The sequence below is a fragment of the Tenacibaculum agarivorans genome, from assembly GCF_001936575.1.
Lineage (GTDB): Bacteria > Bacteroidota > Bacteroidia > Flavobacteriales > Flavobacteriaceae > Polaribacter > Polaribacter agarivorans.
The window spans coordinates 188,588-210,913 of sequence record NZ_MSMP01000007.1 but is presented as its reverse complement, the minus strand read 5'-3'; the positions used below and the strand labels follow the sequence as shown (position 1 = coordinate 210,913).

Sequence of the window (22,326 nt, the reverse complement as noted above, 5' to 3'; positions counted from 1 at the left end):
GACATTTTAATATATTATGAATACCATTACAGCTTATTCATACTTAAAAGTAGTAATGTGTTTGTAAGTTATGGTTTGATCTGAAAAAAGATCTGTAATAACAAGAATTTCTGTTTGTTTAGTGATGTTGTTATAATTATCGAATTCGTAAGTATAAGTGGCAGATTCTTTATAAGTAACTTTACCTTCAATGTCATATGATTTTCTATCATAACGCGAAATGTATTGGTCACTCACTTGAGACATTTTTCTATCAAGATGATATCCATATTGACGACTTACAATTAAATTACTTTTCCATGCGCTACCGAATAGATGCTTGTAATAGTTGTAATGTTCTGATACTTTTTTATCTAGATAAGAGAATTGTATTTCATCTTCTATTTGATCATTACTTTTATTAATAATGTCAACTAAATTATTATCGTTGTTGTTATATGTAGTTTCTTCATCAAAACTATGGTTCTGATTAGTAGGATTTATTAAAGTTTTAGCTTGCTTTGTTATATTATGATGAAGAAAAATCTTTCGATTATTAATACTACCGTCTTGTCTTATTAGAGAAATAGTAATAATATTGTTAGGGTCTTGATAATCAACATCGTATTTAAAATGTGTATTGTTAAGATGTTGAAAGTATTCTTTATGTATAATTTTTCCTAAGTTGTCGTACGAATAACTAATAGTCTCCTCTAAATTACCATTAAGATCATATACATAAATCTCAGAAAGTAAGCCTTTTTCATAGGTGTACTTTCTAATAGCTCCACTCATATTATCGAATTGGACTAACTTATTATTTTTAAAATATTCAGTATGTTTCCATAGATAATCATCGTTTTTATAAACTTCGTGCTGTATTGAGTGTAACTTCATTGCGTCATGGATATCTAAAAAAATAGCTTTCGTACTAAGCCCTCTTATTTGTGATCTAAAAAGTACGAAAGGTCGTAAAAAATAGTTGAAAAAGATATTTTAAAGTAATAAATGTTTTTTCTACACTTAAATAAAAAGTATGTGTAAACTGTTTTTAAGTATCCAAGTATATGATAATAATAATCAAAGTGCCTTAAATAAAGACACTTTGAGAAGTTGTGATTAGTTGATTAAATTTTCATAGCATTTTGTTGCATTATATATAGACTCTTATTCATAAATATAAGTTGTTATATGTTTATAAGTGTTAACATTGTTAGGCTTGTCTGTATCTATTACAATACCATTTTCTACCTGTTTAATAATATGATTATTGTCGTCAAATTCATATGTGAAATTTCCCTTGAATTCAATTTTGCCAGAAGAATCGTAATGGGTAACTATATAGTTAGATACATAATGATTGCTAAATTGATGTGCTTCACGACTACCATATCCAAATTGTCTATTCAATATTATATTATTTTTCCATTGGTCTCCATATAGGAATTTCTGATATTGATAAAATTCAGATACCTCCTTATTTAAATATTGAAATTCAGCTTTATCAATAATCTGTCCATCCATTTCGTTAGTGATATCCACTACATTATTATTAGCATACGTATATGTTCTTACAGAAGAATTATCTAAAACTTCAGATTGAACTACATTAGTATTATCAAGAGTAATTTTTCTTTGATTAGAGGCTCCATCTGTCCAAGTAAGGTCAAATTGAATTGTTTTGTCAGCATCGTTATATGTAATAATGTGTTCGTGGTTAATGTCTTCAGGAGTAAGCATATATTTTTTATGAAGTAATCGTCCAGAATTATCGTATGTATAATTTAAAGAGTAACTTAAGTTACCATTTGATTGGTATGCCATAACCTTAGAAACTAAATCTCCATTATATAAATATGTACTAGAAGCACCATTGTTACTCTCAGTATTGATGACTTTATTATTCTGAAAATTTATAATGTAATAGCTTATATAAACATCATTTTGAAAGGTTTCAGTTGTAATGGAATGTAATTTTAATGTAGTTGTTGAATTGTCATTAGGTTCATTATCTAAACTAGTTGAGCAAGAAATACTAGTTAATAGTATGATTACAATAGTAAAGGCAAGATTGAAAGTTTTCATATGATGAATATTTTAGTCTATTTTGTTAAACTCTTTTAGTGTAATCTAGAAAAGATGAAAAGGTTGCGTTAGATAGTGAAAAAACTGTTTTAAGATTAACAAATGTTTATGTTTTTTGTGTCATACATACTACAAAAGAGAGACATACGTTTGTTTAGAAAATAATCTCTACAACCATGAAAAATAACTACTACAACGTTTTAGCTATCTTGTTTTTTATAAATGCGAGTGTAGCATTGATGGCGCAAAGCACCTATTATGTGGCTACTAATGGTAGCGATACGAATTCAGGTACAGCAACGAGTCCTTTTAAGACGTTTAACAAAGCTGTATCTCTTATGACTCCTGGAAGTACTTGTATTATAAAAGGAGGAGTTTATAATGAACAATTAATAGTAAATAAAGACGGTTCCGCTGGCAATTATCTAACATTTAAAGCAGCAGCTGGTGAAACTGTAAAAATAAAAGCAACAAAATATATTAACGGTTGGCAAAATCACTCAGGAAATATTTACAAAACTTCTGTAAATATGACTATAGATGAAAGATTTAGAAATGTATATCACAATGGCGAACACATGGATTTAGCGAGATGGCCGAATAATGAAGATAATAATAGATTTACCGTAGATTGTAAATTTATAGATAGTGGAGGAAGTAACTATTTTGTAGTTCCTGATGTTCCTAATTTTGATTGGACAGGAGGGTTAGTGTACTATATAGGAGGACATTCTGGAACGAGTTGGACAAGAAAAATTACAAATAGTAATGCAAATAGAATAGAACACGTAGGAGTTAATATCAACAAATGGCCATTTGACCCTCATAATCCTACTATTTTAAGAAATGGGCATAGAGGTCAGCTATATTTGTTCAATAAGCTGGAAGCATTAGATTATGGTAGAGAATGGTATTACAACCACGAAACAAAAACAGTATTTTTTCAAACTGCAGATGGAACTAAACCCAAAGACAATTCAGTAGAATATGCAACGCATAAATTTACTGCAGAATTAAAAGGTGATTATATACGTATTGAGGGTATTGAGTTTTTTGGGGGAAGCGTAAAAATTAGAGGAGGTTTCAATATTTTTGAAAATAATAAGATCATTCACGGAAGTGAAGGTTTTGATAATTTAGCAAGTACTTCTGCAGGTGTTGGTGAATCTGCAATAGAAGTTTTAGGTCCTAATACTATTGTAAGAAACTGTATTATTGATCATAGTTCAGCTAACGGAATTTCAGTTCAAAATTGGGCAAAAGCACATAATTCTATTATAGAAAAAAATACAATTTCTAATATCGACTATTTAGGAATTCATGCAACACCAATCAGGTCTACAGCTAATAATGTAAAAGTTCTGAAAAATAAAGTAGTAAATTCTGGTCGTGATGGAATTTATGTAAGTGGAGATAATTGTGAGGTTGCGTATAATGATGTATCTAAAGCTCAATTGATAAATGCTGATTCTGGAGTATTTTATACCGTTGGGAATAATGATTTAAAAAGAACTGAAGTTCATCATAATTGGTTTCATGATTCTAAACCACCTTCTTATGCTGGAACAAAGGCAGCTGGAATTTATTTAGATAACAATAGTAAGGGATATGTAGTACATCATAATGTAGTATGGAATGTATCTTGGTCGGGTTATCAGGTGAATTGGGCAAATTGGAATTTGGATTTCTTTCATAATACATTATGGAACTGTGGTCAAGCTATGGCGTCTTGGGTTAATGGATATGAGCAAAAAAACAATAGAGTGTATAACAACTACTCAAATGTTGGAGATTGGTTTGATGGAACAGGTTTTGATGTTAAAGATAATTTAATCAGTGCCACTTCACCGTTTACCGATGCTAATGCTCAAGATTTTACTCCGCTAACATCAAGTGCGGTAGTAGATAATGGAGTAGTAGTTGCTGGTTTTTCAAAATCATTTAATGGAAGTGCGCCAGATTTAGGTGCTTACGAATTTGGAGGTACAAAATGGACTGCAGGTATTGATGCTATAGAAGATACTGGAGCAACTTTAAGTAATAATGATGTAGTTGTAAAAGAAGAGGGTATAGGTGTTTTATATCCCAATCCTGTAAAAGATAAGTTTAGTATTCTTTTTAATGATACATTTAATTTTAAGGAGGCTTCTGTAGAAATTTACTCTATTTTAGGAGCGAGAGTTGCGTCTTTTGAATTGAATAAATTTATAGAAGGAAGCATAGCAACATTTCCTATTAATGATTTAAATGCGGGTAATTATGTGGTAAAAGTAGTTTCGCCAGAGGTAACTAGCAATAAGATTTTTGTAAAAGAATAATATAGTAATCTAAGTATAGAAAAAAGGGTATTTGAAAATGAATTCAAATACCCTTTTTGTATTATGAGTAAAAGCTGTTTTTAAGCTTCTTTCTTCTCTTGTTTAGGTTTTTGCTCACCTCTAGGCTTCTGACCATCTTTAGGCTTTTTATCCTCTCTAGGTGGTCTTGGTAATAAAGCTTTTCTAGATACTTTCTCTTTACGAGTTTTAGGATCTACACCAAAGTATTTCACATCTACAATATCACCAATATTCACTACATCAGTAACATTATTTGTGCGTTCCCAAGCTAATTCAGAAATATGTAATAATACTTCATTTCCTGGAGCTTCAGTATATTCTACTACAGCACCAAAATCAAGTATTTTAACTACTTTAGTTTCGTAAATGCTTCCTTTTTGTGGTTTAAATGTAATTGAATCTATTCTTGCTAAAACTTTATCAATTCCTTCTTGATTAGTACCTAAAATTTCAACAATTCCTTCTTCGGTAACTTCATCTTCATTAATTACAATAGTAGTTTCCGTCTCTTTTTGTAATTCTTGAATATGTTTACCACCTGGTCCAATAACAGCACCAATATATTCTCCAGCAATACGTACTGTAACCATTTTTGGAGCATGAGCTTTTACAGATGCATTAGGTTGTGCAATAGTATCTGTTAACTTTTCTAAGATATGTAAACGACCATCACGAGCTTGCATTAATGCTTTTACTAAGATTTCGTATGATAATCCTTTAATCTTAATATCCATTTGACAAGCTGTAATACCTTCAGCAGTACCCGTTACTTTAAAGTCCATATCACCTAAATGATCTTCATCTCCTAAGATATCAGATAATACAGCATAACGATCTCCATCTGAAATTAATCCCATAGCAATACCAGAAACAGGTTTCTTTAATTGTACACCAGCATCCATTAATGCCATTGTACCAGAACAAACTGTTGCCATAGAAGATGATCCGTTACTTTCTAATACCTCAGAAACAACACGTACAGTATAAGGACAATCCTCAGGAACCATTCCTTTTAAAGCACGTTGTGCTAAGTTCCCATGTCCAATTTCACGACGAGAAGTACCTCTTATAGGTCTTGCCTCACCTGTTGAAAATGGAGGGAAGTTATAATGTAAATAAAAACGCTCTTCATCTTGAATAGTAGGAGAGTCAATCATGTTTGCATCTCTAGATGTACCTAAAGTTACTGTAGCTAATGCTTGAGTTTCCCCTCTAGTAAAAATTGAAGAACCATGAGTTCTTGGTAAATAGTCTACCTCACACCAAATTGGTCTAATATCAGTAGTAGTACGACCATCTAAACGTAATCCTTCATTTAGTGTTAAGTCACGTACAGCAGCTTTATGTGCTTTACTGAAGTATTTAGATACTAAATCACCAATTTCTTCAAGTTCCTCTTCAGTAAACATTGCTTTTACTTCTTCTTTAACTTCAGAAAAAGCTAAACCACGTTCTTGTTTAGAAGTTCCTTTTTTAGCGATATCGTAACATTTTTGATATGTAGCTTCGTGAATTTTAGCAGCTAATTCTTCATCTACAGCTTCACCTTCATATTCACGAGTTTCTTTTTTACCAACAGCTTCAGCTAATGCTACTTGAGCGGCACACTGAACTTTGATAGCTTCGTGTGCAAACTTAATTGCATCTGCCATTTCCTCTTCAGAAACTTCATCCATTTCTCCTTCTACCATCGCTACAGAATCGGCAGAAGCACCAATCATCATGTCTATATCAGCTTGTTTTAACTGATCAAAACTTGGATTAATTATAAATTCACCGTCAATTCTAGCTACACGAACTTCAGAAATAGGCGTTTCAAAAGGAATGTCAGACAATTGGATAGCTGTAGAAGCAGCTAAACCAGCTAACGCATCAGGCATAACTTCAGGATCATGAGACATTAATTGAATCATAACTTGAGTTTCGGCATGATAATCTTTTGGAAATAATGGACGAAGTACTCTATCCACTAAACGCATCGTTAATATCTCATCATTACTAGGTCTTGCCTCACGTTTCATAAAACCACCTGGATACCTACCAGCAGCGGCAAATTTTTCACGATAATCAACAGTAAGCGGTAAAAAGTCTATTCCTGGGTTTGCTTCTCTAGCCGAAACTACAGTGGCTAACAGCATTGTGTCTCCCATTTTTACAACAACAGAACCATCTGCTTGTTTTGCTAATTTTCCTGTCTCTAATGTAATAGTTCTTCCGTCTCCAAGTTCTATAACTTGGCTAAATACTTTTGGAATCATAAAGTTTTTTTTTCAAATAAAAATTACGTTGTGTGTTGTGTTGTTGTTGTATTGTTATTCCAATGGAAGTTTTTTGAAGTCAAATAACTTTTGATAAAGATAGTAAAGAAAATAAAAAAGAGGCTGAAAATTCCAGCCTCTTTTAGTTAGGTATTATTTTCTAATTCCTAATTCCTTGATAATTGCACGATATCTGTTGATATCTTTCTTCTTTAAGTAGTCAAGTAAACTTCTACGCTTACCTACCATTTTCACTAACGAACGCTCTGTGTTAAAATCTTTACGATTTCTTTTTAGGTGTTCAGTTAAGTGGTTAATTCTGTGAGTAAATAACGCGATCTGTCCTTCAGCAGTTCCAGTATCTTTTCCGTCTTTACCGTGCTTTGCAAAAATTTGCTCTTTTACTTCTTTAGTTAAATACATACCAATATTGTTTAAATGATTTTAATGTATAAAAAATTTCATTGAAGTGGCAAAAGTACAATTATTTTTTTGAATTAAGAAAGTAAATATAAACAAACATTTGGACGGTAATAAAAATGTATAGTAAAGATAATTAGGTAGTTAAGTTGTTTGATTGAATTGATTTTAGATAACAAAAATATATATTCATTTTATCAAAGTTAAATGTATCAAATGAACTATAAGAATTAAACCTTTTGAAAAGATAATGGTCTAAGAAACATATTAACTTTTAAAAACAATGAATTATGACAAGTAAAGTATTAAAATTAGCAGTAGCCATGTTGTTTGGAGGTTTATTGATGATTTCTTGTTCTGATGAAGAAGGAACGACTAGTGTAGAGGATTTAAATACTGAAGAAATCCAAGATGCAGTAGTACTTGAAGACATCACATCTGATCTTGATGACTTTTTAGAGTATAATGATTTTGATAGAAATGAAGCTGCTAAAGGTATCGATCCCAGTAAAAGTAGTATTGCAGATTGTGTAACAAGAACTGTAGAAATTGATGAAGTGAATCAAACCATAACGGTTACTTTAGATTTTGGAGAGGGATGTGTTGGACCTAGAGGTAGGGAATTTGCAGGTAAGATTGTTATAGTATATACAAGAGTAGATGAAAGTTTTTCTAAAGAAGTAACTTTTGATGGCTTTTCTGTAGATGGAAATCAAATCGAAGGGTCTAAATCGGTAGTTAAAGTTAAAGAGAATGCAGAAGGGAATAAAGAGAAAACACGTTCAATAGCTATTACAGTTACTTTAGTTTCAGGAGAAGTGGTATCTATGGAGGGAACAAGAACTTATGAAAAGACTGAAGGGGATGAAACTAGAACGAAAGGAGATGATGTGTATTTAATTTCGGGGAATTGGGAGTTTGTAAATAAAGATGGAGAAACATTTGCAGGAGACATTAAAGAAAAATTAAGAAGAGAATTTGCATGTAGATATATAGTGAGTGGCGTTACAGAAATTACAAAGAACGGAGAAGTTTATACGTTAGATTTTGGAGATGGAACTTGTGATAATGTAGCGACTGTAACTAATGCAGCAGGAGAAACAAGAGAGATATCATTACGAAAAAAGTAAGATAAATCTTGTGTAATTAAATTAGGGATAAAAAAAGACCAGCATAAGCTGGTCTTTTTAATTTTATAAGTATTTTTTATGCTCTTACAGGTTGATTTTGAATTAAATCTAAGTAAAGATTTACTTTTTCTTTTAAATCTTTACGTTCATATATAGCATCTAAGAAACCATGCTCTAGAACAAATTCAGAACGTTGGAAACCTTCTGGTAACTCTTTACCAGTAGTATCTTTTACAACACGTGGTCCAGCAAACGCAATTAAAGCATTTGGCTCTGCAATATTAATATCACCTAACATCGCAAATGAAGCTGTTGTACCTCCTGTAGTAGGATCTGTACATAATGATACATATGGTATTTTAGCATCTGCTAATTGTGCTAGTTTTGCAGAAGTCTTTACCAGTTGCATTAGTGATAATGAAGCTTCCATCATACGCGCACCACCAGATTTTGAAATCATTAAAAAAGGAATTCCATTTTTAATTGAATAATCAATTGCTCTAGCAATTTTTTCTCCAACTACACTACCCATTGATCCTCCAATAAAAGAGAAATCCATAGAAGCGATCACTAAATCTTTTCCTAAAGATTTACCTACCGCAGTTCTAACAGCATCTTTTAATCCTGTTTTTTCTTGTGCGTCTTTTAAACGTTTTGGGTATTTCTTAGTATCTTCAAACTTAAGAGGGTCTTTAGCTACTAAGTTTTCATTCAATTCTGTGAATTCGTTATTATCAAAAAATAATTCGAAATACTCTTTACTACCAACCCTTACATGGTAACCATCTTCAGGACTTACATATAAGTTTCTCTTTAGTTCTTCAGTATCTATTATTTTTCCACTTGGGGTTTTGTACCACAAGCCTTTAGGTGTGTCTTTTTTTTCTTCTGTAGGGGTTTGTATCCCTTTGTCTTTACGTTTAAACCAAGCCATAATCTAGTTTTGTTTGTTTAGTACTAGTTTAAATAATTTAACCCTTATTTTAGGGGTAGGTTAGGCTACAAATGTAAAAGTTTTTTTTCACAAAATGGTTGAAACTTGTTTTCACATAAAAATGCAAGTTTTTCAAATATGTATTAAAGCTTTTCAAATATACATTCCGTAACAACATATGGTTATTTTCAATTTACACTTGCATACCTATTAACGAACCAAAAATACTTTCAATACAGATGAAAAATGTAGTTAAAAAGAGTATAAGCATTTTAGTAGTAAGCTGTTTTCTTTCTTGTAATCTCGAAAATAAGGAGACCCAAAAAGAGATAGAGGAGTATAAAACAGAAATAGCATCTTTAAAAAAGAAAATTCAAATAAAAGAGTCTGTAAATTTTTCTATGAAAGAGATTAATGAAAAGAACGAAGCAAAAATTAAAAACTTAGAAGAAAAAGCAAAATCACAATTTTATTTATCTAAAAATGATGCGAGTTTTCTTTTGGATGAGAAGATGCAATTTATTTTAAATAAAAAAGACTTTTTTGATAAAGCTATAGAGTTGGCAGATTTTAAGAATAATAGTTTTTATAGAATTTATAATGATTTCTTCCATTTTTCTGATTTTTTCGAGGAAAATCCCGTAGAAGATCAAAAGGATTTTGTGTGGTATTTAATGAATAGATTTGATAGGAGTTCAAAGAATATTAGAAGTTTTTTTAATGAAGAAATTGTTGAGTATGTATCGGAAGCTATAAAACTTACAGGAGCTTACGAATCTTCTGGGCTGGAAAGAAGGATTAACTTTTTAATAGCTACTTATGAAGATGATGAAGTTTCTTCTGATTTTTTCCTGGAATTATATACTAAGTTTGATTCTCGAGAATGGGGTTGGGACGAAGATTTTTTATTGAATTTGCCAAGTGAAAATATTAAAATGATTATGAGCGAACCTTATGAAGAGGGTATTGAAATACAAGATGTTTTTGATAGCTATGGTTTTTGGGCAAGAAGATATCATGAGAATAATGCAGAGGTAGTTTATACTATATTAAAAGAGTTTAAAACTTTTTTACCTTAAAAAAGTGTATCTAAAACAAAACCGCATTTTGATAATTTCAAAATGCGGTTTTGTTTTAGAATTTAGTATAATTTGATAATACTATTATATTATAGTGTGTCTATATTATTTAAGTCTTCAAAAGCTTTCTTTAATCTTGCTTTAAATGTGATTTCTCCTTCACGTAACCATTTACGAGGGTCATAATATTTCTTATTAGGAATATCATCTCCATCAGGATTACCAATTTGAGAAGATACATAATCTTTCTTCTCTAACATATAATCACGAATTCCTTCATTAAAAGCATATTGTAAATCAGTATCGATATTCATTTTGATAACACCATATCCGATTGCTTCACGAATTTCTTCTAAAGTAGATCCAGAACCACCATGGAATACAAAATCAATAGTGTTAGGAGCAACGTTGTATTTTTCAGAAATATACTCCTGAGAGTTCTTTAAAATTTTTGGAGTTAATTTTACATTTCCTGGTTTGTAAACACCATGTACATTACCAAAAGCAGCAGCAACAGTAAATTGATCACTTACTTTTAATAACTCTTCATAAGCATAAGCTACTTCTTCAGGTTGTGTATATAATTTTGAGCTATCAACATCAGTATTGTCTACACCGTCTTCTTCACCACCAGTGATACCTAGCTCTATTTCTAAAGTCATACCCATTTTGCTCATTCGAGCTAAATATTCTTTACAAATTTCGATGTTTTCTTCAATAGGCTCTTCAGATAAATCAATCATGTGAGAGCTATATAAAGGTTTTCCTGTCTCAGCAAAATACTTTTCACTAGCATCTAATAAACCATCGATCCAAGGTAATAACTTTTTTGCAGCGTGGTCAGTATGTAAAATTACTGGTACACCATAAGCCTCTGCCATTAAGTGGATATGTTTTGCACCAGCAACAGCTCCAGCGATAGCTGCTTTTTGGTCTTCATTAGATAGTCCCTTACCAGCATTAAACTGTGCGCCACCATTAGAAAACTGTATAATTACAGGAGCATTTACTTCTTTGGCAGTTTCTAAAACGGAATTTATTGAGTTTGAACCTACAACATTAACTGCAGGTAATGCGAACGCTTTTTCTTTTGCTAATTTGAAAATCTCCTGAACTTCTCGTCCAGTTGCTACTCCTGGTTTTATCATTTCTTAAGTTTTAGATTAGTGATTCAGTGGAAACAAAGCTACATAATTTTTGGTTTATTGGAAGAAAAACCACGATAGATTACGATTACGTTTTAGTAACACTAAGATTTTAAAATGGATAGTTAATTCCTATGTTATAGATGGCATTAGCAAAATTAGTGTTTTGAAACCATCTTTTATTGTTTAAATAAGGTTCTCTGACTTTAAAACCTAAATCGAGGCGAGCTACTAAAAATTTAAAATCATAGCGAAGTCCAAATCCAGTACCCACAGCCATATCAGTTAACGATTTTATACTTTGGAATTTTGATTCTTGGTCAACTAAAGATGAATTGGTGATATCCCAAATGTTACCAAAGTCAACGAAAAGAGCACTTTTTAAACTACCTGCAACATCAAATCGATATTCAAAAGAAGAAAGGAATTTTAAACTTCCTATGTTATACTCTAATCCAGGAGTTCTTCTACCAGGTCCTAAGTCATAAGTTCTCCAAGCCCTAATATCGTTTGATCCTCCAGCGAAATAGCTCCTAGAAAAAGGGATTTCAGAGTTGTTATAGGTAATTATAGCTCCTAAAAATGTACGATGTGCTAATACATTATTTTGACCTAAATCCCAGAATTTTTTGTATTCGATATCCGTTTTAAAATATTGAGCTATTGGTATTTTAAATACCGTTGTTTTTCCATTAGCATTAGTCTGATTAGATAATAAACCCATAACATTTCCAGAGTTTGCTATCCTAGCTCTGAAATAAGAAAAACTAGCATCTTTAATACCTTCTTGGTTGTTGTAGGTAAAAGTGTAAGCTATTTCAGGAATTAAGAAATCTGAAGTAATAATATTATATCGATTCAGTATGTTTTGGTTGTCTCTAAATGCAATAGGATTATCATTTCTAAAATTTAAATCTTCAGAAATTTCCCTCATTTTTTGAACTATAGCTTCATTGTCTTCAGGATTAGGTAAAGTAGATCCAGGTAGGAAATCATTGTTTACTTCTATTAGTTTTCTATACTCTGAACTATAAATTGTGAAGTAATTACTAACATTTAAATTCCTAATATATTGAGCATTTAATAATTCTAGTTGTATGGATTTTCTCGGAGTATATTGCCATCTATAGTCTACACCCAAAGAGATATTCTGTTTGTCTAGTGCTATGTTTTTTTGAATACTTAAACCGGTATAAAAATTGGTTCTAGGTAGCATTCGTTTAGGAACAAATTTATGTAGGCCAAAAGGAGCCATAAATCGAGGTACTTCTAAAGATAAATTTGCTCCAACTTCCCAACCCGGACCATTAGTAGAGTTAAAATACGCTCCTAAAACAGAGAGTTTGAATAATTCTGCACCTCTAAATGTATTTCTATTTGAAATAGAAAATTTAGCTGAGATATCAAAATTTCTAATATTAGATCGAGATAATTCAGTTTCTATTCCAATGCTATATTTTTCTATGGGTGATAACCGAATATTAGCATCAAGTTCGTTATCATTAATTGGATTGTAACGAATGGATGTAGTTTTAAAATTATTTAATCCACGTAAGTGAATTTGAGTTAGATTTCTTAAAGAATCAGTATAAATTTGATTAGGCTTAATAAATATAGACTCATACAGATATTTAGGATTATACTTTAATTTTTTATGAGCATAGAAATTTATTCCTTTGTAATTTATAGAATCTAAATAAGGGGCGTTTCTCTCGTTATAAGTATAGTCAGTATATACATTAATGTTCTTAATCTTTTGAATTTTAAACGGTTTAGAAATATATTGTCCGTTTCTTTCTACCAATTGATCCCTAATTTCTATTCGGACCTTAGTTTTTTTATAATCTTGCAGTGTGTCAGGTTCAAAAAGCAAGTAGTTTTCATTGAAATGGTAAATCCCTTGATTTCTAAACGACTTTACAACTCTATTGGCTTCTTTAATAAAATTATTGTTTTTATACTGATCGCCCTTTTTAAGAAAGTTTTTATGAGCATTTTTTTGATATAAAGAGTCTAATATTGGAGATTTTATATCGGTATAAATAGAATCCAGAAAAGAAGGTTTTCCTTTGGTTATGGTATAGGTTATAGCTCCTTTTCTTTTACCTACTGTATCTTTTTTAGACCCCACTTTCGCTCTAAAGTAACCTTCAGTTACAAAGTATGCTTGTAACTTATTAACTGTTTTTTTAGTTTTAATATCATCGATTACAATGGGAGCTTGTCCATTTTTTAAATACCAGTTATTTAAACCAATAAATGTATTAGCTACAGCTATACTTTGCTTTTCAGAAAAAACATCTTTGAATAATTTATACCATCTAGGATGATTAACTTTCCAATCGTCAACATCTTGAGATCCCTTAGGATTTCCTAAGTTGTAGAAGTATAATGATAAAGGTAAGCCTATAGCTCTTGCATTAGGGCGTTGAAGAAGTAAATCGTTTATTTTTTCATCGTTTTGCTTTGCACTATCAATAATAATAGTGTTTTTGGTTAATAATAACTCATTTTTAGCAACATGCTTAATAGTGCTACAAGAGCTAAAAACTATAAGCAAAACAAAATAAAAAATGGGTTTTTTCATTAACTTTACGCGTCGCATTAATTGTCAAAAATACCAATTTTAAGGTTAAAAGAGTTGTTAAAAAACTACAAATGAGTCTATCTAAAAACCAAATTAAATTAATCAATAGCTTAGGACAAAAAAAATATAGAAAAACACATCAGCTTTTTGTAGCAGAAGGAGTTAAAGTTGTAGGAGAATTATTAAGTTCCTCACTACAACTCCATATGCTTTTTACAACAGAAGATTTTGACGTGCCTTCTCAATATTTAGAAAAAACAACTCAAATTTCTGAAGTAGAACTAAAAAAAATTAGTAGTTTAAAAACACCAAATAAAGTATTAGGAGTTTTTGAAATTCCAGTACCTGAAGAAAATGAAGTAAAAGGTTTAGTAGTAGCTCTCGATGGAATTAATGACCCTGGAAACTTGGGTACTATTATTCGACTATGTGACTGGTTTGGTATTGAACAATTGATTTGTTCTACAGATACTGTAGATTGCTATAATCAAAAAGTAATTCAATCTACTATGGGGTCTATTACTAGAGTTTCTATTAATTATACTAATTTATCTTCTTTCCTTGAGGAAACAAAACTTCCAACATATATAGCTGATATGGAGGGGACTAATGTGTATAAAACAGTGTTACCTGAAAAAGCAATACTGATTATGGGAAATGAAGCTAACGGTATATCTAAAGAGATACGAAGTGTAGTATCCAATAAAATAAGTATTCCTAGATTTGGTGAAACTCAAGAAACGGAGAGTTTAAATGTGGCTACTGCTACTGCTATTTTATTGAGTGAATTTAAAAGAAATGTTTGATAGTATTCATTAAATCAGATTTTTAATGGTGATGAAAACTCGTCTTTAGTACTCCTTATTCCTAATGATTTAATAGATTGATATCCTTTTTCTCCTTGCCATTTTGAAATGAATGGATTGTAGGTACATTCGTTTTCATGATACCATTCTTTGGGAATTCTTTGAAAAGGGATCCTATTATCTACACACATATGCCTAAACTCGCAATGTTTACAAATATCACATAGGTCCTTATGAACTTTCCAATATTTTCTAAATTCTTTTGTAATGATTATGTTTTTAATTTTTTCTATAAAGTTACTTTCTTTTATATTGAGAAATACCTCTTTAGACTCAGGGGTGTTTTTAACAAAACCATTAGAATCGATATATATTTTTTTGTGAAAGTAAGTATGATAAGAAAGAGACTCTGTAAATAAAATAGGGTTTAGGTCAATTGTGTCTCTATTTACAAATGATTGAATGTCTTCTTCTTGAATGACAATTCTAAACAAATTTTTTAATTTAAGAAGGGATGGGTTAGAAGTAATGAAGGTAACAGATTCAGGGTAAGATAGATTTGAAATAGAGTTTCTTATTCTATCAATTATATTTTTGTTTCCTCTGATTAACAAATTAGGAATTCTAATAGCACTACATATTTCAATTGCTTTTTGTAATGTAGTATCGTTTGAATAATCTAGTATTAAAAATTCAATTGTGTGTCTTGATTCATATATTCTATTGATTTTAGGGAAATGATGTTGGATTTTTTTTTGGGTTTTATATATCATTCTATGGTCATATAGAAATTGAAATAACTCGGGACTAACTTCTTCTTTTTCAAAAAAACGTTGTTCAAATAGTGTAGCGATTTCTTTGACTTCAGTATTGTTGATATGAAAGATATCTCTACTTCCGAAATTGGCTAAAATGCTCTTACGATATCCTTTGGTAAGTGTTATATTACTTGAAATTCCGTACATTTTATATAATTTTTTTAAAAGGCATTATAAAGTTGTTCCAATTGGCTCTACTAATTTTAGAATAGAGATGGTTTGTTTTTTGAGTAGTATTTTGTTTTATCGGAAATGAATTGACATTCAATACATCTGCAGGAAGACCATATTTTTTTAGTTGTGTTATGTATTCGTGATTGTTTTTCATAATGAGATAATTTCTTGAGCAATAACTTTATTTAAATCAACACCGCAAACTCTTCCTAAGTGTCCAAACTGTCCAACAGGATTCACTTCTAAAAAATAATATTCACCATCTTCGGTATACATGAAGTCAAATGATCCTGTATTTAATTTCAAAACTTCCATTAATTTCAAAATTTTCTTTTGTAGATAATTTGGAATTGTATAAGGTTCTTCTAAGTAAGGAGTATCATTGTTATATACTCTATAATCAACTACTGACTCTTTATTCATCTGCGAGAAGATCGCCATGGAATATATTTTTTTTAGAAAAACAAATACTCGTATCTCAAATAGCTTTTTTATTTCTTTTTGAATTAATGAAGTCATTATTCTTTTCGGAAATAAAGAAAAATCTAGTTTACCCGTATAGGTCATGAATTTTTTATGGTTAGAAGTTGTAATTAGAGGAATTGCAACTGTTTTTGAAATATATGAGGTATTAGTTTTTAAGGTGTTTAAGTTTGTTTTTAAGAATGTTTCAGGTATTTTAAAATCTACTTTTTTAGCTTCTTCTAAAACAATCAATTTATTGATAAAAGCAGCTCCCCATAAACCAATAACATTACATCTTGATCGAAAATAATATTCAAGAAACTCATTTAGAGATTTTTCATAATGATATATATAATCTAAAACAGCATGTTGTTTTAATAATGCATCTGAAATCGGATTCACTTTAAAGTTTAATATTCCTTTTCGTATAAAAACAGTTTTTACATTGTTTATATCTATTATGAATTCCTGATTCTGATTCTCTATAAGTAAAGACATTTCTTGTGTTTGCATATCATAACTATGTATACTTAAAATGTCGCTGTAGGCATTTATACAAAAGAAATCAGCCTTATAATAAGCAAGCCATTCAGTTATTGATTTGTAATTAGAATCTTCTTCAGATGAAATGATTAAAATTTCTGGTTGTTTTGTAATAGAGGTTGTTGTTTTCATAAATTGATTATAAATAGGCTGTCTAAGAAGTAATTAATGTTCTTGTGAAAGAATCAGTAACTTTATAATTAGAGTTGTAGTTTTACAAAGATTCCTTCGTTTTGTTTGTCGTAATGTCTTCTTAGACAGTCTTATGTAATAATTAACCAGCAGCTACATAACTACGCTTTGCATAATAGTCAGTATATGTACCATTACTAGGATGAGCACCAAAACATCTACCGGCTAAATCTGACTCTTCTTCGCCTGTTTCATGATTATAACCATAAGTTTTTTCATAGTTAGGAGCACCTCCAATAATATTTTTTAATGCTGTTTTTTTGTTTTTAAATTTTTCAAAAGATTTCATAATTAAAATAGTTTTAAAAGATTGGCTTTTAGTTTTAGCCAAAGGTTAATGCTTACTCTTTTTAGATTACACAAGTGTTTTCAGCTTACCACTACATTTCTCTAATCTGGCAATTAGAGAGGTTTTTAAGATGTGTGCCAGCACACCTTAGATGTATTCATTCTGTTATATTAGTCAAAGCAAAGCTTTATGATAACTAATATTTAAGAACAGTATATAGGCGTGGTTTTAACAAATGAATATTCCTCCACATCCATCTGTAATACCAGTTACTGTAATAGTAGGAGACCATGGTGTGTTATGAAAAACAAATACATATGTTGTACAAGGTGCTAAAACCCAATTTGTGTTTTCTCCAGAAGAAATTTCTCCAGAATCAAGAATGGCCCCATCAGGATAAGTGTCTTCTAAATATATTTCATAACTAAATAATTGCCCTGTAGGAACAAATCCACTTTCAGAAGCTATCGTAACATTAAACCCTCCTCCACATCCAGAAATAGTTGGAATATACCAAGGAAATCTTTTGTTTTTTTCTATCATTTTTTTACTTCTCAATGAAGGTGTTGGTTTAGAGGTAGTTTCGATTAAGTTATCTTCGGAAGTACACGACAACAGTAGCGCAAATACTAGAATATAAATAGTTTTAAATTTCATTATACTATTTTTTAGAGAGGTTAAACAGGTAAGGTTTGTACTATTATTTTCTTTTAACTATTAGACTGCCAATAGGAGTAGTTATCATGTCTTCATCATCATTTTCATCATGGTCATTAATTGTTCCTCTGTTAGTGTTACATGTGTTGTTTTTTCTTCCTCCTTTAAGCTGTAATAATTGATGTTTAGTAAGTGTTTTAAAAAAGTTTGTTGTTTTCATTTCTTAATTTTTTAATTGACTATACTGTTAGCTATAGCCAAGGTTTAATATTTTGGATGATCATTAAAGTAGGTTTATCTAATCTGGCAATTAGGAATCACTCAACAGATATGTACGAGTATAACCTTCTTCAAACCTATAAAAAGAAATGATTACTTTGTGATTTTAGTAGGGATACAAAATAGGGGACAAGATAAAAAAGCCCTAAAAAACTGAGGATAATGAGTTATATAGTGGCTAAATAATTAGATAAAGTTATTTCTTTACTTAACCCTATTTTTTTTCTAACACGCTGCTTAGCTTTTTTCACACTCTCTTGAGCTATATATAAAACATTGGCAATTTCTTTTTGTGTAAAACCTATTTTAACTAAAGTGAGTAACCTTATTTCAGATTTAGAAAGTGTGGGATGATTTTGATAGAGGTTAGTCAAAAAATTTGGATTTAATTCTTGTAATTTATTTTTAAAGGTAGTCCATTCTTCTTCACAGGTAATATTAGCTTCTAAAAGTTTAAAAATAGTAAGTAAGTCGGTCTTTTTTAGTTGATGTGTATGTACTTCAGAAAGCTTCGATTGTAATTTTTTAGTATTCCTTTCTAATATTTTGGCTGTTACATAGGTGAAAATTATAAACTCAATGGTAGTACCGATTTTAAATAAAAATTTCCCTGTTGTTCCTGTTTTTAAACTGATATTTATAATACCAATTAAAACAAAAAATAAAGCAGTACTTATGGCTAAAAGATAGTAACGAGTATTGGCTCGGTTTTTTTGTAGTGCAATTACAATCATATATATGAGTAAGAAGAGCCATACAAAACCAAAACAGAATTCAATAATATGAATTTTACCTACCTCATAAGTGCAGAAAAATAATTGATACACTAATACACTTACCATTATCATAGCAGTATATCTTTTTAAATGTTTGTAAAAGTTAGGGTTAGAGTTTTTAATGTTTAGGAAATATGCACTGAATAGTAGCAGCGCAAAAACCATACACTTTAGAGCAAAAAATATAAAATGTTCTATAATAGTATCGGAAATACCTAGGTTAAAAAGGTAGCCATCAAATCCTAAATAGAAAAGTAGTGTGAATAGTATATAAGATACGTAATAGAGATATACTTTCTTCTGTAAAAACCTCCAATAGAAAATATTAATTAGTAAGATTATAAAAATAACACCATAGAAAAAGGTGTTTTTAATATTTTCTTGACGCATTAAACTAATAAAATGATTTAGAGAAACAATATGAGGAGTGGCCCGAATGGCTCTACCATCACTTTTACATTGAATGTAATAGACTTTTTGCTCGTTTGGATGTAATGTTATCTTATAATTGGGTTTACTAAAACTAAAAGATCTATTGTTACAGGGAGTTTGCTGTATGTTAGGTGTATGAGATAATGTATAGAAATAATAATTTCTGTTGATAATATCATTGTTGAAGAGAACAAGTTCTTGTTGTAAAGGGCTTGTATTATTTAAGGTAATTTTTATAAAAATCGTTCCTTTAAAAAAAGGAAAATTAATAGGGGTTGAGTTTCTAAAAGGAATCTCTAGAGATTTATTTATTTGGAATTCATTAGCCTTATCTATATAGTAGTTATAAGTAAAAGTAATGTGACTTAAATCATTTTTATGCTCGCTAGAGTATATAGGAATTATATAAATTATGAATACAAATAGCAGTAATAGAAATCTTCTTCCTATCATTTTAGTTAGATTTTTTGGAGGACTAATTTTTATAGTTTTATTATAATAATTAGGTTTTATTTAAAAATTATCGTAATAAATATATATAAAATAACAAAAACTTAAAAAAATCATCATAAAGTGAAGATCTGAAAAATAGATATACAAACTTATCTAATCCTTCTCGTATTACTAACAGTTTTATTCTTGTAATTACTCTTTCTGATTTTACCAAAATTATATTTCAATGCTAAAGAAAAAGCATTCACATCTGTAAAGAATAGTGTATTACCATTTATGTTAGGTAACATATGATTTTCACTAAACTCTAGTGTGTTGAAAATATCATTATAGCTTAAGGTGAGATCTATATTTTTAAATTTCTTTTGAAAAGATGCATTCATAGTAAAAACGGGTAATGTACTAAAAGGACCTTCTCCTTTTAGAGTGGTTCCCCATAAATTGAGATTAAAGGAAGTGATATTATTTATGGAGAATGTTTGATTGGAATAATAATATAAATAAGGTTTTAAATTTGTTTCAATTGAATGATGATCAACAAATCGAGAATACAAAAAGTTTAAACTATTTTCTGAAGACCAAAGTCCATACGAAATAGGAATATTAGCCTCTAAACGAATATTTGTTCTTTCAGTAAAATTTAAAGGTAGTATGGTTGTAGTTTGGTTTGAAGGATTGTAATTGAATGTAAATGGCTTAATAGAATTTTTGGTATAACTATATTCAAGAGTTATCGCTTTTTTATTAAAAGAATAATGCAAAGAAAGTTCATCTGTAACAGCATTTTTAAGATTTAAATTTCCTGTAAATTCAATATAAGGATTTACATATGCAGCAGTATTTGAAAGTGAAGAAAAAGCTGGTCTTGCAATATTCTTACTGTAATTTAATGTTAAAGATTGCTCTTTTTTAAAAGGAATATGAATATTAAATTTTGGAAATAGGAATGTGTTTTTTCGATAAGATCGATCATCTTTTCTGTCTGTAAAATATCCTAAAGTTGTATTGCCTTCAACTCGGAAACCTAAAGAGTAATTTAATTTTTTGAATAATTTTGAAGATAATTGAAGGTAAAAAGCTTTATTCTCTTCAATGAAATTATAAATTATAGAATTATTATCGTTACCTGTTTTAGTCTTTAAAAAGGAAATACCACTTTCTAATGTGCTATTTTCAGAAAACTTCTTCTCGTAATTGATTTTAGCAATGTAAGAATCAATAGAAAAGTTTTGAGTTCTGGTCACATCAAAAGTTTGATCATTACTGGTGTTGGTAATATTATTTGTTATCTTTTTTACATAAAAAACGTGTTGTGCACCAAAAAAAAGAATGTCAGTATTTTTAAATTGTTTTTGATAATTTAAAGAAGTTGTAGTAAAATACCTGCTCCCTAAATCATTAGTAGAAGTATCAATTGTATCTAGCATATTATCTTCGCTATAATTAGTAATGGTATTGAAAGAAAAAGGTTCTTTTTGTGCTTGGGTATTTGAATTAATAGAAAAATAATCCTTGTCATTAATTTGATGATAAAACCCACCATTGAATACAGCTTGCTTTCTATTAGTAACGGATGTTATTACATGATTCGACACAATATTTTCGCTAGGGATAGCATACGAAGTGTTATTTCGTTCCCAGACATTCATCGCATTATATGCAATACTTAATTTAATCTCGTTTTTATTTTTTTTAAAGCTAACGTAACTCGATATATAATTATTGAAAAATCTTTTAAAAGCAGTAGTTTCTCTTAAGAGTATTTTTAGCTCGTTTGAGGTGTTTTTTTTAAGCGTAATCAGAAGTACAGCATTAGCATTGGCTTCATATTTAACAGAAGGATTGTTAATGATCTCTATAGTTTTTATGTCATCAACTTGGAGTGTATTTAGCATTTGAAAAGGAACTTGTTGATTGTCTATATAAATTAAAGGAGTTCCTTTACCTATTATTTCAAGTGTTTCTTGTGTTTCATTAACTTGTAGTTTGGGAAGTTTTGCGAGTAAATTAGTAGTAGTTGGTTCTGCTGAAAAAATACTGTTTTCTACATTGATTAGAATATTTCCTTTTTTGTTTTGAATCAATCTTTTACGAGTTGTTATTTCTACTTCGTTTAAAAGGTTGTGTTTTGGAGTTAAAGAAAATTGGAGGTCAATATTGTTATTGAGGATTATTTCCTGTGAAAACTCCTCATAAGAGATAGCATGTATTTTTAAAATATATGTTCCTTGTTTAATGGCATCAAAATAAAACTTACCGTTTTCAATAAAAGTATAGGTAAGTATCTTTCCATTATTTTTTGAAATAAGTAGTAGATCTCCATTATCAACTATAGTACTATTAGTATCGTAAACAGTTCCAGAAATAGAAAAATTTGTTTGACTGAATAGGGAGCTTGATAAGATTAAAAGTAAGATAAAAGTGAAATGCTTCATTAGTTGTTTTTGAAGCAAAAAACTTAAAAAGTGATTATAAAAATTAGGAAC

19 protein-coding genes are annotated in these 22,326 nt (G+C 29.8%); 4 read left to right on the top strand and 15 right to left on the bottom strand.

Going from position 1 to position 22,326, the window contains the following annotated elements:
• Positions 1-33: 33 nt before the first annotated feature.
• Positions 34-876 carry a hypothetical protein gene (locus BVC87_RS07420; protein WP_075341729.1) on the bottom strand — a complete coding sequence of 281 codons (843 nt, stop codon included), beginning with the start codon at positions 874-876 and terminating at the stop codon, positions 34-36.
• A gap of 270 nt (positions 877-1,146) precedes the next feature.
• Positions 1,147-2,064: a hypothetical protein gene (locus BVC87_RS07415; protein WP_075341728.1), complete on the bottom strand. Its 918-nt coding sequence runs from the start codon at positions 2,062-2,064 to the stop codon at positions 1,147-1,149.
• Positions 2,065-2,240: 176 nt separating this feature from the next.
• Between BVC87_RS07415 and BVC87_RS07410 the strand changes: the two genes are divergently transcribed.
• Positions 2,241-4,382: a T9SS type A sorting domain-containing protein gene (locus BVC87_RS07410; protein ID WP_075341727.1), complete on the top strand. Its 2,142-nt coding sequence runs from the start codon at positions 2,241-2,243 to the stop codon at positions 4,380-4,382.
• 80 nt (positions 4,383-4,462) lie between these two features.
• Here BVC87_RS07410 and BVC87_RS07405 read toward each other — a convergent pair whose 3' ends face one another.
• Together BVC87_RS07405 and rpsO are read right to left on the bottom strand one after the other, a co-directional pair.
• Positions 4,463-6,661, bottom strand: coding sequence for a polyribonucleotide nucleotidyltransferase (locus BVC87_RS07405; protein ID WP_075341726.1), 2,199 nt, complete (start codon positions 6,659-6,661; stop codon positions 4,463-4,465).
• A gap of 153 nt (positions 6,662-6,814) precedes the next feature.
• Positions 6,815-7,084 (bottom strand): 30S ribosomal protein S15, encoded by a 270-nt coding sequence (gene rpsO / locus BVC87_RS07400; RefSeq protein WP_075341725.1) that lies wholly within the window; start codon positions 7,082-7,084, stop codon positions 6,815-6,817.
• A gap of 287 nt (positions 7,085-7,371) precedes the next feature.
• Between rpsO and BVC87_RS07395 the strand changes: the two genes are divergently transcribed.
• The gene (locus BVC87_RS07395; protein ID WP_075341724.1) at positions 7,372-8,211 is read left to right on the top strand and encodes a hypothetical protein; all 840 of its coding nucleotides are present in this window, start codon (positions 7,372-7,374) and stop codon (positions 8,209-8,211) included.
• A 76-nt stretch (positions 8,212-8,287) separates the two neighbouring features.
• Here the strand turns inward: BVC87_RS07395 and accD are convergent, their stop codons facing one another.
• Positions 8,288-9,145 (bottom strand): acetyl-CoA carboxylase, carboxyltransferase subunit beta, encoded by an 858-nt coding sequence (gene accD, locus BVC87_RS07390; RefSeq protein WP_075341723.1) that lies wholly within the window; start codon positions 9,143-9,145, stop codon positions 8,288-8,290.
• A 239-nt stretch (positions 9,146-9,384) separates the two neighbouring features.
• Here accD and BVC87_RS07385 point away from each other — a divergent pair, with 239 nt between their 5' ends.
• Positions 9,385-10,224 carry a hypothetical protein gene (locus BVC87_RS07385; RefSeq protein WP_075341722.1) on the top strand — a complete coding sequence of 280 codons (840 nt, stop codon included), beginning with the start codon at positions 9,385-9,387 and terminating at the stop codon, positions 10,222-10,224.
• A gap of 89 nt (positions 10,225-10,313) precedes the next feature.
• On the opposite strand, the gene fbaA is transcribed toward BVC87_RS07385, so the two are convergent.
• Positions 10,314-11,372 (bottom strand): class II fructose-bisphosphate aldolase, encoded by a 1,059-nt coding sequence (fbaA, locus tag BVC87_RS07380; RefSeq protein ID WP_075341721.1) that lies wholly within the window; start codon positions 11,370-11,372, stop codon positions 10,314-10,316.
• 109 nt (positions 11,373-11,481) lie between these two features.
• Positions 11,482-13,956 carry a translocation and assembly module lipoprotein TamL gene (gene tamL / locus BVC87_RS07375; protein WP_075341720.1) on the bottom strand — a complete coding sequence of 825 codons (2,475 nt, stop codon included), beginning with the start codon at positions 13,954-13,956 and terminating at the stop codon, positions 11,482-11,484.
• A 71-nt stretch (positions 13,957-14,027) separates the two neighbouring features.
• Here tamL and BVC87_RS07370 point away from each other — a divergent pair, with 71 nt between their 5' ends.
• Positions 14,028-14,762, top strand: a complete 735-nt coding sequence (locus BVC87_RS07370; RefSeq protein ID WP_075341719.1) for a TrmH family RNA methyltransferase — start codon at positions 14,028-14,030, stop codon at positions 14,760-14,762.
• Between the two features lie 14 nt (positions 14,763-14,776).
• Here BVC87_RS07370 and BVC87_RS07365 read toward each other — a convergent pair whose 3' ends face one another.
• The 8 genes from BVC87_RS07365 to BVC87_RS07335 form a co-directional block, all read right to left on the bottom strand.
• Entirely contained in the window at positions 14,777-15,727 is a 951-nt protein-coding gene (locus BVC87_RS07365; RefSeq protein ID WP_075341718.1) for a hypothetical protein, read from the bottom strand.
• 1 nt (position 15,728) lies between these two features.
• Positions 15,729-15,908 (bottom strand): hypothetical protein, encoded by a 180-nt coding sequence (locus BVC87_RS07360; protein ID WP_075341717.1) that lies wholly within the window; start codon positions 15,906-15,908, stop codon positions 15,729-15,731.
• A complete protein-coding gene (locus BVC87_RS07355) occupies positions 15,905-16,894 on the bottom strand; it encodes an ATP-grasp domain-containing protein (RefSeq protein ID WP_075341716.1) in 990 nt (329 codons plus the stop codon). The genes BVC87_RS07360 and BVC87_RS07355 overlap by 4 nt, the downstream gene beginning before the upstream one ends.
• A gap of 142 nt (positions 16,895-17,036) precedes the next feature.
• Positions 17,037-17,243 carry a hypothetical protein gene (locus tag BVC87_RS07350; protein ID WP_075341715.1) on the bottom strand — a complete coding sequence of 69 codons (207 nt, stop codon included), beginning with the start codon at positions 17,241-17,243 and terminating at the stop codon, positions 17,037-17,039.
• Between the two features lie 228 nt (positions 17,244-17,471).
• Complete coding sequence (locus BVC87_RS07345; RefSeq protein ID WP_075341714.1) at positions 17,472-17,900, bottom strand: hypothetical protein; 429 nt, start codon at positions 17,898-17,900, stop codon at positions 17,472-17,474.
• A gap of 43 nt (positions 17,901-17,943) precedes the next feature.
• Complete coding sequence (locus tag BVC87_RS23370; protein ID WP_159439332.1) at positions 17,944-18,120, bottom strand: hypothetical protein; 177 nt, start codon at positions 18,118-18,120, stop codon at positions 17,944-17,946.
• A 226-nt stretch (positions 18,121-18,346) separates the two neighbouring features.
• Positions 18,347-19,840 carry a 7TM diverse intracellular signaling domain-containing protein gene (locus tag BVC87_RS07340; RefSeq protein ID WP_075341713.1) on the bottom strand — a complete coding sequence of 498 codons (1,494 nt, stop codon included), beginning with the start codon at positions 19,838-19,840 and terminating at the stop codon, positions 18,347-18,349.
• Between the two features lie 149 nt (positions 19,841-19,989).
• Complete coding sequence (locus tag BVC87_RS07335; protein WP_075341712.1) at positions 19,990-22,275, bottom strand: outer membrane beta-barrel protein; 2,286 nt, start codon at positions 22,273-22,275, stop codon at positions 19,990-19,992.
• Between the last annotated feature and the right edge of the window lie 51 nt (positions 22,276-22,326).

Coding starts and splice junctions, on each gene's coding strand:
- BVC87_RS07410 (WP_075341727.1), top strand. CDS start 2,241: ATGAAAAATAACTACTACAACGTTTTAGCTATCTTGTTTTTTATAAAT.
- BVC87_RS07355 (WP_075341716.1), bottom strand. CDS start 16,894: ATGAAAACAACAACCTCTATTACAAAACAACCAGAAATTTTAATCATT.
- BVC87_RS07370 (WP_075341719.1), top strand. CDS start 14,028: ATGAGTCTATCTAAAAACCAAATTAAATTAATCAATAGCTTAGGACAA.
- BVC87_RS23370 (WP_159439332.1), bottom strand. CDS start 18,120: ATGAAAACAACAAACTTTTTTAAAACACTTACTAAACATCAATTATTA.
- fbaA (WP_075341721.1), bottom strand. CDS start 11,372: ATGATAAAACCAGGAGTAGCAACTGGACGAGAAGTTCAGGAGATTTTC.
- BVC87_RS07415 (WP_075341728.1), bottom strand. CDS start 2,064: ATGAAAACTTTCAATCTTGCCTTTACTATTGTAATCATACTATTAACT.
- BVC87_RS07350 (WP_075341715.1), bottom strand. CDS start 17,243: ATGAAATCTTTTGAAAAATTTAAAAACAAAAAAACAGCATTAAAAAAT.
- BVC87_RS07360 (WP_075341717.1), bottom strand. CDS start 15,908: ATGAAAAACAATCACGAATACATAACACAACTAAAAAAATATGGTCTT.
- BVC87_RS07340 (WP_075341713.1), bottom strand. CDS start 19,840: ATGATAGGAAGAAGATTTCTATTACTGCTATTTGTATTCATAATTTAT.
- BVC87_RS07395 (WP_075341724.1), top strand. CDS start 7,372: ATGACAAGTAAAGTATTAAAATTAGCAGTAGCCATGTTGTTTGGAGGT.
- BVC87_RS07335 (WP_075341712.1), bottom strand. CDS start 22,275: ATGAAGCATTTCACTTTTATCTTACTTTTAATCTTATCAAGCTCCCTA.
- BVC87_RS07405 (WP_075341726.1), bottom strand. CDS start 6,661: ATGATTCCAAAAGTATTTAGCCAAGTTATAGAACTTGGAGACGGAAGA.
- BVC87_RS07420 (WP_075341729.1), bottom strand. CDS start 876: ATGAAGTTACACTCAATACAGCACGAAGTTTATAAAAACGATGATTAT.
- BVC87_RS07385 (WP_075341722.1), top strand. CDS start 9,385: ATGAAAAATGTAGTTAAAAAGAGTATAAGCATTTTAGTAGTAAGCTGT.
- BVC87_RS07365 (WP_075341718.1), bottom strand. CDS start 15,727: ATGTACGGAATTTCAAGTAATATAACACTTACCAAAGGATATCGTAAG.
- accD (WP_075341723.1), bottom strand. CDS start 9,145: ATGGCTTGGTTTAAACGTAAAGACAAAGGGATACAAACCCCTACAGAA.
- BVC87_RS07345 (WP_075341714.1), bottom strand. CDS start 17,900: ATGAAATTTAAAACTATTTATATTCTAGTATTTGCGCTACTGTTGTCG.
- tamL (WP_075341720.1), bottom strand. CDS start 13,956: ATGAAAAAACCCATTTTTTATTTTGTTTTGCTTATAGTTTTTAGCTCT.
- rpsO (WP_075341725.1), bottom strand. CDS start 7,084: ATGTATTTAACTAAAGAAGTAAAAGAGCAAATTTTTGCAAAGCACGGT.